This window comes from Pedobacter miscanthi, from assembly GCF_003315595.1.
Taxonomy (GTDB): Bacteria; Bacteroidota; Bacteroidia; order Sphingobacteriales; family Sphingobacteriaceae; genus Pedobacter; species Pedobacter miscanthi.
The window spans coordinates 107,427-123,303 of sequence record NZ_QNQU01000017.1 but is presented as its reverse complement, the minus strand read 5'-3'; the positions used below and the strand labels follow the sequence as shown (position 1 = coordinate 123,303).

12 protein-coding genes are annotated in these 15,877 nt (G+C 39.6%); 4 read left to right on the top strand and 8 right to left on the bottom strand.

Annotated features, from left to right (window positions below; all coding sequences use genetic code 11):
* Window positions 1–206: 206 nt before the first annotated feature.
* The 5 genes from DRW42_RS19190 to uvrA form a co-directional block, all read right to left on the bottom strand.
* Complete coding sequence (locus DRW42_RS19190; protein WP_113950447.1) at window positions 207–2,648, bottom strand: bifunctional YncE family protein/alkaline phosphatase family protein; 2,442 nt, start codon at window positions 2,646–2,648, stop codon at window positions 207–209.
* Between the two features lie 23 nt (window positions 2,649–2,671).
* The gene (locus DRW42_RS19185; RefSeq protein WP_113950446.1) at window positions 2,672–3,511 is read right to left on the bottom strand and encodes a hypothetical protein; all 840 of its coding nucleotides are present in this window, start codon (window positions 3,509–3,511) and stop codon (window positions 2,672–2,674) included.
* An 11-nt stretch (window positions 3,512–3,522) separates the two neighbouring features.
* Window positions 3,523–4,368 (bottom strand): metallophosphoesterase family protein, encoded by an 846-nt coding sequence (locus DRW42_RS19180; protein WP_113950445.1) that lies wholly within the window; start codon window positions 4,366–4,368, stop codon window positions 3,523–3,525.
* A gap of 354 nt (window positions 4,369–4,722) precedes the next feature.
* A complete protein-coding gene (locus DRW42_RS19175) occupies window positions 4,723–5,376 on the bottom strand; it encodes a LysE family transporter (protein WP_113950444.1) in 654 nt (217 codons plus the stop codon).
* An 8-nt stretch (window positions 5,377–5,384) separates the two neighbouring features.
* Window positions 5,385–8,198 (bottom strand): excinuclease ABC subunit UvrA, encoded by a 2,814-nt coding sequence (gene uvrA / locus DRW42_RS19170; protein WP_113950443.1) that lies wholly within the window; start codon window positions 8,196–8,198, stop codon window positions 5,385–5,387.
* Between the two features lie 257 nt (window positions 8,199–8,455).
* On the opposite strand from uvrA, the gene DRW42_RS19165 reads away from it, so the two are divergent.
* From DRW42_RS19165 to DRW42_RS19155, 3 genes are all read left to right on the top strand, one after another.
* The gene (locus DRW42_RS19165) at window positions 8,456–9,040 is read left to right on the top strand and encodes an RNA polymerase sigma factor (RefSeq protein WP_113950442.1); all 585 of its coding nucleotides are present in this window, start codon (window positions 8,456–8,458) and stop codon (window positions 9,038–9,040) included.
* 88 nt (window positions 9,041–9,128) lie between these two features.
* Entirely contained in the window at window positions 9,129–9,323 is a 195-nt protein-coding gene (locus tag DRW42_RS19160) for a hypothetical protein (protein ID WP_113950441.1), read from the top strand.
* Between the two features lie 659 nt (window positions 9,324–9,982).
* On the top strand, window positions 9,983–11,167 hold the full coding sequence (locus DRW42_RS19155; RefSeq protein WP_113950440.1) for an MFS transporter: 1,185 nt from the start codon (window positions 9,983–9,985) through the stop codon (window positions 11,165–11,167).
* A 242-nt stretch (window positions 11,168–11,409) separates the two neighbouring features.
* On the opposite strand, the gene DRW42_RS19150 is transcribed toward DRW42_RS19155, so the two are convergent.
* Genes DRW42_RS19150 through DRW42_RS19140 form a run of 3 tightly spaced genes read right to left on the bottom strand, consistent with a single transcriptional unit; the run spans window position 11,410 to window position 14,178 of the window.
* The gene (locus DRW42_RS19150; RefSeq protein ID WP_147243781.1) at window positions 11,410–12,015 is read right to left on the bottom strand and encodes a hypothetical protein; all 606 of its coding nucleotides are present in this window, start codon (window positions 12,013–12,015) and stop codon (window positions 11,410–11,412) included.
* A gap of 17 nt (window positions 12,016–12,032) precedes the next feature.
* Window positions 12,033–13,091 (bottom strand): fatty acid desaturase family protein, encoded by a 1,059-nt coding sequence (locus DRW42_RS19145; RefSeq protein ID WP_113950438.1) that lies wholly within the window; start codon window positions 13,089–13,091, stop codon window positions 12,033–12,035.
* Complete coding sequence (locus tag DRW42_RS19140; protein WP_113950437.1) at window positions 13,081–14,178, bottom strand: fatty acid desaturase family protein; 1,098 nt, start codon at window positions 14,176–14,178, stop codon at window positions 13,081–13,083. Before DRW42_RS19140 ends, DRW42_RS19145 begins: the two co-directional genes overlap by 11 nt.
* A 266-nt stretch (window positions 14,179–14,444) precedes the next feature.
* On the opposite strand from DRW42_RS19140, the gene DRW42_RS19135 reads away from it, so the two are divergent.
* Window positions 14,445–15,404 (top strand): hypothetical protein, encoded by a 960-nt coding sequence (locus DRW42_RS19135; RefSeq protein ID WP_113950436.1) that lies wholly within the window; start codon window positions 14,445–14,447, stop codon window positions 15,402–15,404.
* Window positions 15,405–15,877 lie beyond the last annotated feature (473 nt).

The following is a 15,877-nucleotide window of genomic DNA, read 5'->3' as shown; positions in this document are numbered from 1 at the left end:
ATCCGATAGCTATCGGATGCCGCGGTAGCTCCCGATTTCCTTCTAATCGGGACTACAAGCAAAAAGCAGGACGAACGTTAAAATTAGCACAGCAATTGCTTTCTAACAAGAGGCAATACATTTATCCCATTAATGACGATAAACAAAAAAGGCAATTTTCGGTTAGAAAATTGCCTTTTTATTTGTAGAAGGGTTATAATTGACGACTAATCATCGTCATCTTTTTTCTTTTTCTCCAAAATCACGAATGCACTTCGTTTTGGTGCAGGCATTACCGATTGCTCGCCTTTAACCGATTTCCAAACCACTTCATTTAAATCCAAATCGGGTGCAGAATCTTCTTTGGCAAAGTTGAACAATTCAGAACGTTTACTGCTCTCGTTCACTGCTACATTCCTGGTATCCAAATCGATAAGGGGCTGTAACACATTACAAGGTGTAAAATCGGGCTTAGCGGTAAAACATTCATACAGGGGCATTGCAGCGGCATCATACTGACTCATTGGCGGTAGGCCCAAAATAAGTTCCATGGTTCTTAAAAATCCAGAGGTAGAATACATGGTATGTACAGGCGTATTCCTTTTTACGTAAGGACCAACCACATACGCCGGCGAACGGTGTGCATCAACATGGTCGGGACCATTCTGTGCATCATCTTCCAGAATAAAAACAACCGATTCTTTCCATATTTTACTGTGTGATAAATGTTCTAAAATACGGCCAACAGCTAAATCGTTATCTGCAACCGCCGCCTGTGGCGAATATTTTCCTTTCTTTTGCCCGCTGGTATGGTCGTTAGAAATCCTTAATGTATTAAATTGTGGTACAACACCGGCCACCAGTAACGAATCGAAATCGTGTTGCCAGGCATCTACACGAACCTGGTCTTTAATGTCCATGTCGAAACCCGGAGAAGCCGCACACATGTGGCCCTGCAACGATTTGATATTCGCTTTTCCATAATCGCCAAATTCGCCATAACTGCGGTAACTTACGCCAGCCCGCTGACAGTAATCCCAGATAAAGCCACCTTTAGGATAGGTAACCGGCCGGCCTCCTTCAAAAGTTGTACTGCCACCGCGTGCACCATAACTCGTTGGCCAGGTTTTTTCCACTACATCGGTGGCATAAGCGGCCATACTCCAGTTGTGTCCATCGGCACTTACTTCTGCATCTACATAAAAATTATCAAGAAGCACATAATTTTCGGCAAAAGCATGCTGATTAGGGGTAATTTTTCTACCAAATAATGTTAATGTAGAATCGCCGTTACCTTTTGCAACATCGCCTAGTACCTGGTCGTAAGTCCTGTTTTCTTTAATGATATAAAAAACATGTTTAATCGGCGATTTTTCGCCTTGCTTACGCGGAATCGGGTTTCCGGCTTCACCATCAGCGGTAACAGTACGCTTGTTAGTAAAAGGCGTATTGGCATAAACCTGTTTGGTATATGTTTTTAATTGCTCGGGTTTTGGGGCATCGATAAAAGATAATGTACCCTTAAATAATCCTGCTATATATTGCAGCCTGCTATTGGCCGTACTGCCCATTTGGTAACCACTGTTATCTACCTTAGAAATGGGTTGTGGCCCCTGTGGGTTCGCCATAGAAGTATTGCCTTTGCCATTGGTAACCAAAATTTTCGAGCCTAAAACTTTAACACTTGTAGGGTACCAGCCTACCGGAATAAATCCCTGGCTCTGACTTACACCAGGTTTGCTTACATCAAAAACGGCCAGACAATTATTATCAGCATTGGCAATGTACAAGGTTTTTTCATTGGCACTCAGCGCCAAACCATTGGTAGTAGAACCGGTTAACTGGGTAGCATAAAGCGTGGTGGCAATGGTTTCGATTACCTTATTATTTGAAGTATTGATTACCGAAACGGTATTATCGTTTGCGTTAGCCACAAACAAAGTATTTCCTTTTTTATTGAGTAAAAGTTCGTTAGGGTGATCGCCTACCGGGATGAGTCTTTCAATCTTTTCAGCAGCAAGGTCGATAACGGCAACTGATTTCCCTCCCCACAATGAAGCGTACAACTTACTTTCATCTGCAGCCAAAACACAACTATAGGCAATTGCCGGAAGCTGGATTTTCTTCAAAATCTTCTTTTCAACAGGGTTGATGATGTATAAGCTGCTATCTTCTTTGGTTACAGTATATAATTTACTGTTGTTTTTATTTACCACTATCCCCGCCGGACTGATTTTTCCTTTAGGCCAGATTGGTCCTAGTTTAATGGTATCGCTTTTGCCCAGTTTATCGTTCTGGATATTGAAATCCAGAATCCAGTTGTCGTTTCCCCCTGAAGCATAAAGGTGTTTTTCATCTTTACTAAAAGCGATGCCATACCACGATTTGCTCAAAACTTTTTCATCGATAATCTTTTCAGTTTTGGCATCAACTAATTGCAATGACTGGGTACTTTGCCCGTTATTGGTAATGGCCAGGTACTTACCCGAAGCACTTAACTGCATATTTAATGGCAGATCGCCCAATTGCAGTGAATGACCTGCAGGACTCAGTTTCCATCCATTGGGCAACAAAATCTGCTGCGTAGTTTCGTTTTTTCCGGGCAATTGTGCAAATCCTTTTTGAATAAAAAGGAAACACAGGAATATTAAAAAATATGTTTTTTTCATTTTCTTAATTAATATACGCAATATTAGCGGTGAAGATTAAAATTAACCAATGCCCTGATGGTATAACCATTGCCTGAGGCTACGGAGCCGATTTCGCGGATCGCTTCAGATGGAATTACCTGACTGCGGGTGGCGTAGAAAACTGGTCCGCCAGAAATAGAGAATGATAGTTTAGAATGGTTCGGCTCGAGGTTGATTGATGGTCCGATCATCACCTTTGCTCCACCTTCTGCTTCGTCTTTTTCCCAGAAACCTTCTAAATCTTGTCCTAAAGCCTCAACACCGAGGTACAAAACATTCGAAACACGGTGCTGATAGCCAAAACTGGTAATAAAATCGAGTTTGTCCCTCGTTTTATCAAAAGCTTTTTCGAAACGGAGGTTACCCGCCATCCGCCAGTTTGTGCGGTCGAATGAGGCTGTAATCCGGCTGATTGCCGAGCCAACGTTCGACCAATCACGGCTTAAGCCTAAACCGGCACCCAACCTAAAACCTGCTATACCTTTTCCGCCAACCAAATCCCTGATTACTTCAGCCTGTTCGGCAGAGGTAACACCACCGGCATTGGCAAAACCGATTGCAGCTGTAGCATATAAAGTAAATCTGCTACCTAAATAGCCTTTAACACCAAACTGCTGCCCCAAACCATCATAGCCAAATTGTCCGTTGGTTCTTTCGCCATAACTACCAGAGTAATGGATGTTCCAGCGTGGATTTTCTGCAGTGAGGGTATTTAAAGAAAACAGAAAAGGTTGAGCAGCATCCGTTCCTACTTTAACATCTGTTTTGGTTTCGCTTATTTTTTGCGCAGCACAGTTTAATACGGCAGAAGCAAAAATGAGTATTAAAAATGTCTTTTTCATTGATGTAATCGTTAAAATTTGGTTTCGTTTAACATTGGCGATTGACTTGCATTTACCTGATAAGTCTGGATTTTATCGTTCTCATCAACCTCTACAATCCGGTAACCTTTATAAGCCGTACCCCAGTTCCCGCCGATGTGTGCATCAAAAAAATGAGGAAGTTTATCAGTGTAAAAAACAGCATCAAGACTATGGTCGTGGCCATGAAAAACGGCTTTTACATTAGGATAACTATGCAATAATTTAATGGTATCCGGACAATCAACAAATGGACTTTCGGGCACCCAAAAATGTGGTGGAATGTGCAATACCACGAAAACGGTTTTAAGGTTTTTGAACTTGTCCAGTTCCCGTTTTAAAAAATCATTGTTCGGGCATAAATAAGTTCCTTTTGTATCCGAGGTATTGGCCAGAACAAAACCTACCCCGTTTTTTTCGAAAGAAAAATTATCCTCATAGCCAAAAACCGATTTCCATATTTTGGTATCGGCATGATCGTGGTTGCCTGGAATGGCGTAAAAAGGAACTTTAAGTTTATCATAATAATCTTTTTTAACTTCAGGCAGCAAATCAGGGCGATCATGAACTAAATCACCGTTAATGATCACAAAATTTAAAGGATTTTGATCGTGTGCTTCATTTAACCATTTTACAATATTTTGGTGATGAAGTTTATATTCAGTTCCCGGTTGCCCGTAATGACCATCAGAAGCAATGGCGAAACGAAGCTTTGGCGCTTTACCGGTTTTAGCGGAAACAGGATGCTGTTCATCCGCAAATGATGATAGAACTGGCGAAATACTGGCCACAACCGCAGCAGCCAAACTATTTTTCAGGAAAAATCGTCTGTTAGACATAAGGATAAAATATGTTTTGTATTAAAGCCCAATATTAGGTTGATCAAGCTTCTTAAACATAAATTTAATGTTATGATTAAGTTAACAGAACCTTATCCGTGTATCAATTTTATAACAGAAAATGCATGGCTCCTCGGTCTGCGTCATCACAGAACGAAAAGAAATAAACATTATACAATATGTAAAAGGACTTTATGCGAAGGTATGTGTGGACACAGACCTTGGAGTAAGAATTTAAATGAAGTTTTCCGTGTTTTCAGTGCCTCCGTGGCAAAAACAAAAAGCCTGTGGCATTACTCATTCCCAGCAGATTTCTCTACTACGGTAGAAATGACGGGTATTAAAACAAGTCTTCTAAAGAATAACAATCACCTGTTTTACCACCAGATAAGCGGCCAGTGCATATAAAAATATCGCGATGGATTTATTGATAATCAGGCTGCTCAGCGCAAATTTCTCCTGTATATAAGTTGCAAAATGCGCATATACATAAAGTGCCAGTGAAGAACCAACACCCGAACCTAAACTAAATATGACCAGCGAAAGGTAATCGGTTTCAATCCACTGGTGTAAAATTACATAATTGCCAAAAAACAGCCAGAACGGAATCTGAACGGGGTTTAACACCCCTAAAATTAATCCGTATAAAACACTTCCGCTGCGTTTATCTTCTTTTTTATTGCTCGTTTTAGGTACTTTTTTCCGGTTTCTCCAGGTAATAGTACCCATCACCAGAAACATCACAATCATAAAGCAATCAACCAGGGTACTTAAGCGTACCTCGCTTACCGCCTCATTCGGGTTGATATCGCTCATGGCCCATCTCGCGAAACGCATCATCCCGAAAGTAAAAAACACTTCTACACAAGAGAACGACAGGATAAAATACCAAACCTGGCGCATGCCCTTGTTAATGGCCAGTTGCGCAACAGTAAGGTTGATGTTGCCCGGGGGGATATACCCCATGGCATTGAGAATGATGCCGATGAAAAACGTTAGAAAAAGCATTGCCGAAATTATGGATTTAAATTTAAATGCGATGCTAAATATTTTCCGGTGTACGATTTTTCAACCTTAACCAGGTCTTCAGGCACTCCTTCGAACACCAGCTGACCACCGCCATCACCACCTTCAGGACCGATATCGATCACCCAATCGGCACATTTAATCATATCCATATTATGTTCGATTACCAAAATCGTATTTCCCTGCTCGATGAGCGTATTCAGTGCTTTTAACAGCTTTTTAATATCGTGGAAGTGCAAACCAGTGGTAGGCTCATCAAAAATAAACAGTGTTTTATTGGCATTGTTACCTTTAATCAGGAACGAAGCCAGTTTAATACGCTGCGCCTCACCACCTGATAAAGTATTAGATGACTGACCTAAATGCACATAACCCAAACCAACATCAACCAAAGGATTTAGTTTATTGAGGATTTTTTGTTCATCCTTAAAGAAATCAACTGCTTCGTCGATTGTCATATCCAGAATTTCGGATACGTTTTTCTCCTTATAGGTTACATCTAAAACCTGCTGTTTAAAGCGTTTACCGTTACAGGCTTCGCAAGGCAGGTAAATATCGGCCATAAACTGCATCTCGATTTTCACTTCACCCTCGCCCTGGCAAACATCACAACGCCCACCCTCAACGTTAAAAGAGAAAGCAGCCGGTTTTAAGCCTGCAGCTTTTGCGGATGCCAGTCCTGAGAATAGCGCCCGGATATCATCCCAGGCTTTTACGTAGGTAACCGGGTTTGAACGGCTTGATCGTCCGATAGGGTTCTGATCGACCATTTCTACCGCACTTACCAGATCATAATTGCCAAAAATACCATCATAAGCACCGGTTTGTTCGCCGGCATAATTCCCGATTGCTTTTTGAAGCGCCGGATACAGAATTTTTTTAACCAAACTCGTTTTACCTGAACCCGAAACGCCACTTACCGCAGTAAATACACCAAGCGGGAATTTCACATCGATATTCTGCAGGTTATTTTCTCTTGCACCTTTGATCAGGATATGGTCTTTCCATTTACGGCGTTTCTCCGGAATGGCAATTTTTTCTTCTCCTGAAAGGTAACGACCTGTTAAACTGTTTTTATCTTTTAAAATCTCTTCGTAGTTACCACTAAAAACCAGGTTACCACCATGTGTACCCGCCTCCGGACCAATATCTATAATATAATCGGCTGCACGCATCATTTCTTCTTCGTGCTCTACCACAATCACGGTATTACCTACATTACGGAGCGAAACCAATACCTCGATCAGTTTATTCGTATCGCGTGGGTGTAAACCGATACTGGGTTCATCCAGCACGTAAATAGAACCCACCAAACTACTTCCCAATGAGGTAGCCAGATTGATCCTTTGCGATTCTCCTCCCGATAAAGTATTCGATAAACGGTTTAAGGTTAAGTAACCCAAACCTACATTATTTAAATAAAGAAACCGGTTATCAATTTCGGCCAGTAAACGTTTGGCAATTTTGGTATCGTTTGCACTTAATTTCAGTTCGTTAAAGAAAACCAAAGCTTTTGATAATGGCATTAAAACCACATCGATAATCGATTTTTCGGCAATCTTTACATAAGATGCATCTTTGCGTAAACGCGAACCTTTACAATCAGGGCAGGTAGTTTTTCCACGATAACGCGATAACATTACCCGGTACTGTATTTTATAAGTCTGCTCTTCCAGTTCTTTAAAGAAAGCATCCAGTCCGGCAAAATATTTATTTCCGGTCCAAAGTAATTGCTGTTCTTTTTCGGTTAGCGCACTATAAGGACGGTGGATCGGAAAATCGAATTTCGGCGCAGCTTTAATAAAATTCTGCAACCATACATTCATTTTTTCACCACGCCATGGCGCAATTGCATTATCATATACACTTTTGCTCTTATCCGGAATTACCAGATCTTCATCAATCCCGATCACATTCCCATACCCTTCGCAACGTTTACAGGCGCCATAAGGGTTATTGAAAGAGAAAAAGTTTGGTGTAGGCTCTTCGAACTTAATTCCGTCGAGCTCAAAGCGGTCGCTAAAATGTTTCGTAGTACCTTCGGCCTCTACATAACAATCGCCCTTGCCTTCAAAAAATGCAGTCTGTGCCGAATCGGCCAAGCGACTTAGAGTTTCTTCTTCCTGGTTGGTAACAATACGATCGATCAGAATCTGAACAGTTTTATCATCTGTTAATTCAGCATCTTTAAAATCAGCATCATCCAGAACAGATTCGATTTTTTCAATTTTATCGTTAATGAGTACACGCAAAAAACCTTTTTGCAATAAAATGGCCAGCTCTTCTTTAATCGTACGGTTATTGTGCGGGTACAGCGGACAAAAAATGGTTACCGTTGTATCCTCAGGCATGGCATTTACATAATCTACCACCGTACTTACCGAATCTTTTTTAACCTCTTTGCCCGAAACAGGTGAAATGGTTTTACCGATACGCGAGAAAAGCAGTTTCAGGTAATCGTAAATTTCGGTAGAAGTACCAACCGTTGAGCGTGGGTTGGAAGTAATTACTTTTTGTTCTATGGCAATTGCCGGGGCAATCCCTTTAATATAATCAACATCAGGCTTATTCATCCGGCCCATAAACTGGCGGGCATAAGATGATAAACTTTCTACATACCTACGTTGTCCTTCTGCATATAACGTATCGAAAGCCAGCGACGATTTGCCCGAACCCGACATACCCGTAACCACCACAAGTTTATTTTTGGGAATGGCAACATCGATATTTTTTAGGTTGTGCACGCGGGCACCTTTTATGATAATATTTTTATGCGGATCTTTTTCGGCCTCTTTTTTGCTCATGTATTGTAAAGAATATATTGTATAACCCCAGAATGTGGTTAGGGTTTTTGGAATTACAAAAATAGGGTACTCAAACGGTTAATTTATTTTTTAACATTTTATTTTTTGTTTTTTGATAAAAAAATAACTTTCTTTGGATATTAACAACCTCAAAACCAAACTGACACATTCAAAAAACATAGGAGAAGAGCTATAGAAATTAAACATCTACAAATTAATTTTTGGCAAATAGTAAGGGATTTAGTGTAGGTAAACCTATGAATTTACAATCATATAACGATCAGGACCTGGTAAAGGTATATATTACCGGGAACGAGAATGGATTGCAGGAACTTTTAAGAAGACATAAAAGTAAAATTTATACTTCTATCTACTTATTGGTTAAAGACCAATATCTGGCGGAGGATATTTTTCAGGATGCTTTTATAAAAGTAATCAATACCCTGCGATCAGGAAGATATAACGAAGAAGGTAAGTTTTTACCCTGGGTAATGCGTATTGCGCACAACCTGGTTATCGATTATTTCAGAAAAGAAAAAAGAACACCCATCATCACCAGTTCCGACGGAATGGATGTATTCAATATGCTACACTTTTATGATGAGAGTGCAGAAGACAGAATGCTCCGCGATCAGACCCATAAAGATTTAAAGGCAATGATCCATTTATTGCCCGATGAACAGAAAGAAGTGCTTTTAATGCGCCACTACGCTGATTTGAGCTTTAAAGAGATCGCCGATTTAACTGATGTAAGCATTAATACAGCCCTTGGGCGTATGCGTTATGCATTGAGTAACCTGCGTAAAATGCTCAAGACGAAGGAGATGACCTATAAAGGGTAGCGAAATTGTTACATAAAATGTTTTAGGGGTTGAAATAAAGCATCTGAACAATCGTTAAGTTTATAAAACTTATCACATTCAGTTGCTTATGACAAAAACCTCTACATCAAAAAACAATGTAAATTTACCTACACCTAACATGTTTCAGCCTAAAACTGATATTGAATCTGACGCAGAAATCGACTTATTTTATGATCAAATAAAAGGTAAGTTAGATAGACTGGCTAAAAATCCTCAAGATGAAACCATCAATAAGATTTTAGCTTACAGCAGAGCGAAGTAGTAAAACTTTACAAAGACAAAAAAGCTTGTTTCACAGGGTGGGGCAAGCTTTTTTTTATGGACGGAAAATGGAAGAGGTAAGATGGATGATGGTTAGGTAATTCAGTTGCTCATTCGGCATTGGTTCATCGGTAGCTGCAATGTTGGTTAATCGGTTAATTGTTCGAATTTGTTAACTGTGACTGCCACCGGATTGTTTTATTGCTGGATGGCTAAATTGCTAAAGCAAACTGTTAATTAAAACTGTAGTGTTGATTAATCGGTTAATTGTTTAAACTGGTTAACTGTATTATGATGACAATTGTTCAATTGTGGGATTGTTAAATTGTTAACCGCAAATTGCCAAAGAGAAATAATTCATAATTTATTCGGCACTAGTTTATTGGTAATTGCAATTTGATTATTGGTTGTTGCATATCATCCATCAGCTATGAACCATCCAACTATCAACCATAAAACAATTTAGCAATAAAGCAATCTAACAACAAACTACTCTGCTTTGAACTACAAACAATCCAACAATAAAGCAATCGAACAGTAACAGCCATCATCCATAATCCATCCCACATCTTCCATCCCTCCATAAATGTCCTAATTTTTACAATCCCCTAATTAAAAAGCCTTACCTTTGCATAGTGTAATTTTAACACTAAGGACGCTATGAACAAGAACTTACTACCACTCACTTTAGGCGGTTTAGGCATCGGAATCACTGAATTTGTAATGATGGGCTTATTGCCTGATATCTCAAAAGATTTAGCCGTAACCATCCCGCAAGCCGGACATTTAATTTCTGCTTATGCCCTGGGTGTGGTAATCGGTGCCCCTTTGCTGATCATGATTGCAGGTAAATATCCACCAAAATTGATATTGATTGCCTTAATGATCATGTTCACTGTTTTTAATGCCTTTTCGGCCTTTGCCCCTACTTTTAATACCTTATTTATTGCCAGGTTACTTTCTGGTCTGCCCCATGGTGCATTTTTTGGCGTAGGCTCGGTAGTGGCCAGCCGAATTGCAGAAAAAGGAAAAGCTGCCCAGGCCGTATCGTTAATGTTTATGGGTTTAACCATTGCCAATATTGTAGGCGTGCCGCTGGGTACTTTTATCGGCCATAATTTCTCATGGCGTATCTCGTTCGCGGTGGTGGTATTTGTGGGCCTGGTTACTTTACTGGGTTTAAAATTATGGTTACCTGCTTTAGAAGCTACCAAAAACCGCGATTTAAAAGCCGAGTTAAGTTTCTTCAAAAAACGCGATGCATGGATCATTATTTTTATGATTTCTATCGGAACCGGTGGACTATTCACCTGGTATAGCTACATCGCCCCATTAATGACAGATGTTGCAGGTTTTTCTTCAAATGCTGTAACCTATATATTAATGCTGGCAGGTTTGGGCATGATGTTCGGCAACTATGTTGGTGGCCGTTTGGCTGATAAATTTTCGCCTGCAAAGGCTTCTGCGGCTTTGCTATTAACCATGGTGGTTACCCTAACCATTGTACATTTTGTATCGGCCAATCAGCCACTGGCATTAATCATGACTTTTGTTACCGGTGCAGTTGCCTTCTCATTGGCTGCCCCTATCCAGATGTTAATGATCCAAAGCGCCAAAGGTTCCGAAATGCTGGCCGCATCGGCAAGTCAGGCGAGTTTTAACATTGGCAATGCTCTTGGTGCTTTCTTCGGCGGACTTCCGCTGGTTTATGGTTTCGATTATACTTCGCCAGCTTATGTGGGTGCAGCAATGGCCTTGGTTGGTGCTTTCTTCGCATTTTGGTTAATTAAGAGTAATCAGGGCGTAGCAGAAGAAGTTAAAGTACCAGTTACCTCTTTTCATTAAAGAAATGATTGAATGAGAGAATTTTTAATGATTGAATTAAAGTCCTCGTCATTCACTCATTCAAAATTCAATCATTAAAACTAGGTACCAGTTAACTTTGTAGAAAACAAAGGTCTGTGCAATTAAAAATGTTCAGTCCTGCTGTTTGCTGTAGTCCCTCCTGAAGTCGGGAGCTGCCGCGTCCATCAGGTTTACAATGAAAGGTCTGTGCTGTTAACAAAACCCACCGTATTAAAATAAACTTATCCTTTTGAAACTATTTTGGGCTTAACCTTATCTTTCAACCGGCCAACCACCATTCCTAATGATATTCCATAAAAAGATTGCACACTGTTCAGATTTGCGGAAAAACCGGCAGTAACAGCTGCTGTTCTATCCAGATAAATGCCGTACTTTATTTCGAGCGGCAAACCGATCGGCTTTTTCCTTATGGTTTCATATACATTATTGCTAAAAAGGCACCCACCTGGCTTATTACAATCGTTGTATAGAAATGCGCCACGGCTTATCTGGTTCACCAATGATAAACCGGCACCGAACTTTAAATAATGATAACGGCTAAAAGTATAATTCTTGCCCACTAAAATACCGATGTCGGAAACACGTGGCTCTGGCAAACCGCCAAAATAAAAGATCCTGATGTGCTCTACTTCCGATACTTTAAGCGAAATATAACTGTTCTTTTTCTGCAGATAAAAATCAAGATCAGCATACAGGCCGTTTTCGCCCCCATTGCCCAAACTAAAACCAATTCCAAAATAGGTTTTACGTTTTTGGTGCAGGGTATCCTGCTGTGCCCTGGCGTCTGTAAAGAAGAACATGCTAAAGCATAATATCAAATATTTCATAACTTTTATATTTACTTTTAGGCAGCCTCCCCCATTTTTTTGAGCAATCTTAAATGCGATTTTATCCCACCAATATAGCTGGTACAATTTGGCGCTATTCCCTTTTCAGTTAACATTTCGTACAATATCCTGCTGATTTTAGGATAATACAAATGGTGGTAATGCGGAAATAAATGATGTGCAATATGGTTATTAAAACCACCTAAAATAAAATTCGCCGTTCTGCTGAAAGGATGCATATCATTCGAACTTTTTACCTGGTTCATCAACCACGATGCATTGATATATCCCTGATCATCTGTTTTCGGATACTGCGTTTCTTCCACATGGTGCGTCATAAAAAAGGTAAACAATAAAAAAAGCGATTGGCTTAAATGCATTAACAAAAAGCCAATTGCTATTACGTACCATGGCTGCACAGAAAAAAGCATGAGCAATACCAAAAGTAAAATGATATATACTGCTTTCTGGATCGCGAAAGAGAGGTAATATTTAAAGTCTTTTTTAACCTGATAACCATCGTCGCTAAATAGAATTACAAAATCCTTTACGAAAATCCAGAAAAGCGAATAAGTGGTGTAAGCCAACGGTGCATACAGGTGCTGGTAAGCGTGGAACCAATAATGTTTGCTATCGGGTACTACGCGGATGAGCTTTGATATTTTAAGGTCCGAATCATAGTCTTCTACATTGGGTGCATAATGGTGCGAATTAACGTGCCGCAGTTTCCACGCCTCCGCATGTGCGCCAACTATGGTATAAATGGCCACAAAACAGATGTGGTTAAGTTGTTTACGCTTAAAAATCGTATTATGCGAGAAATCGTGGGAGAAGTTGAAAGCAAAGAGCAACGATATAAAACCATAACCCATAAAACAAAGAACAAATACCAGAGGATCGTTAGTTTTATATAGCGCCAGGTAAAGCAGTAATGTAAGCGAGAAATACACTAAGAATTTGAATAAAATCTGCAACACAAAACGCTGCTTGTCCATAATCAGTTCCTGATCTACCCGTTTATATATCGCTTTTAGCAACTCACTATGAGCCGCTACATGAATATGTTTATCTTTCATATCTCATCGGGATTAAATGTTCATTTCTGCCCATTATTTTTAAAAACCTGAAGTGCGAGGCGAGCGACTCGCCGTACGACATCTCCATATAGATAAGCTTATGTTTTTTGGCCAATTGTTTAAAAATCGGGATAATTTTAAGGTAATGTACATGGCAAACATTCGGCAGCAGGTGATGCACCGCATGGGCATTAAAGCCACCAAGTGTCCAGTTTAAAAACTTACTTTCAGCATGGAAATCTATAGAAGTAAGCAACTGTAACTTTGGCCAGCTCACATTCAGTTTATCGTCTACATCTGGTACCGGGTGTAATACATAATCGGATAAATGTGCTACACCCAACACTGCTACAAACAATATCGAAATGATAAAATGGTTTAGCAGAAAGGCCAGTAAAACCACCGGCCAGCCGAATGGCAGCAGGTAAACCGGTAAAATAATCATATAGCCTATATATAAGAGCTTGTAAACAACCAGTTTTACAGCTTCGATGCGCGGGATCTCAATTTTAATGGTACGACTTGATAAATTGAATAACATCAGGCTTTCCCTAAAAAAGAACCAGTTAATAGAGTAAAACAGGTATAAAAACGGCGCATAAATAAACTGGTAGCGGTGATACCATTTCAGTGGCTGCGATTCAGTCATCCTGAACAGCGGATTATTCAGCACATCTATATCACTGCCTTCAATATTCGTATATAAATGGTGCGATTCGTTATGGTTTTTGCCCCAAACGTAGGCATTGTTGCCCTGCAGATTAAAACTGAGCGAAAATAACAGTTGATTCCAGAATTTACTTTTTACTGCAACCCCATGAGCTGCATCATGCGAAACATTAAATGCGGTTAGCAGAACAGAAAGCCCCATGAGCAGGTAAAACATATAGAATGTAAATACCGAATGGCTGGTAATCATTAAACTGTAAAACAGGATATCCAGTCCGAAGTAAAATAAAATTTTGAAAAACATTTTTCTGTTCCCTGTTTTCTGCAAGCCGTTTTCGGCAAAATACTGTTCTATCTGCTCGTTCAGTTCTTTATAGAATATCGAGCCTTCATCTTTAATAAATCTTAATTTGTTCATAGCGATATTGATTTAAAATGATGAGAAGTGTTTTCAACTATATGATTGCCATATTTCATAATATTTTGGATTAAGTTTATACCCAAATATCGCCAGTCACAAAAAATAAAATAATCTCAAAAGATTCTATAAATACCTATATTTAATCTTTAAAGAATATTTTCCGAATAATATATTCTTTAAAGCGAATTATTAAGGCATAAATAATTTCGTAATACTTAATTGATGAGAGATTTTTATTAAATTGAACTCATAAATTAATCTTTATGGAGAATCAGCAGGTATTATTTTTTCAGGCGATTAAAGCTACACTACCCGATTACCAGAATTTGGCCCTTAGCGTGGCCGAAGAACTCGGCATCAGTACCAACGAAGCATATAAAAAAATACGGGGCGACAGCAGTCTCACTTTTCAACAGATTATTAAACTGTCCGACTGTTTTGATGTACCTTTTCTCTATAGCCCGAAGAAATCATTATCGGTAACCTTTAGTTATTTGAGTGTAAATGAAGATCTCGACATGGTAAATTACCTGCGTAATCTCTTAGATAACCTCAAAGCCATTAAAAACAGTAAAGAGAAACACATTACCATTACTACAGATGATATTCCGGTATTCCATTTCTTTAAATATCCTGAATTAACCAGTTTCAAACTCTTTTTCTGGGCAAACAGCGCCAATAATATCGAGGTACCTTTTAATTCGGCTTTTCTTTCTGATGAAATCATTGAAATTTCGAAACAACTTCATAATACCTACCTCGAAATACCAAGCACCGAAATATGGTCGAAAGACACCATTACAGGCACACTCGAGCAAATCAGGTATGCATTCGAAGCCGGGCACCTAGCCGATACCGAGCTGGCCGTAAAAATTGTAGAGCAGGTAAGGTATTGCCTTACGGATATGAATATGTATGCCATCAGCAGCAAAAAAACCATCGATCCGGCACACACTTTTAATTGGTACAACTGCGACGTTTTGGGAAGCATTTCCTATCTGGTCGATTTTAAAGACCGCATGAGCTGCTACAACAGATTCAACACTTTCAACTATTTAAGAACAGAAGACCAGCCTTATTGCAAGCAAACCAAACAGTGGATGCAGGGCCTGATCATGAAATCGGTTTCCTTTAGCGGCCAGGGTGAAAAACACCGTAATAAATACCTGTATCATGCTTTTGCCGAATGTGATAAGCTATTGAGGGAAATGAATGGAGGTTAGTCATGAGTCCGTAGTCCCGAATGGATTAATCACTAATAGTGGATTAATCACCGATAATCAAATTACAATGTTCAAACCCAAACAATCGGCCAATCTAGCAATTTACCTATACACAAGTTCAGTATTGCCGTTTGGAGCTTAGCGTCAATTAATCCAATTGGCTGTTTACAATTTTCAGTTAATCAAAAGTCAATGCACCTCCGCTCGAGTTACCGTCATTTCGAGCGAAGTGCAACGCAGCCGAGAAATCTATCGAAGCAGATCTCTCCATTCCACTGCGTTCCAGTCGAGATGACGGCTCGTTTATTAAGTTGTAATCCTGAACGTAGTGGAAGTTTCTCGATTCCACTGCGTTTCTTCCGATAGTTATCGAAACTAGATGACGATACGTTTTATTGGAATCTATTAAGTACAAATTCTGCATTTCGGTATTCGAAATCAACTACATCAATCTTAACAATAAAACAATTAAG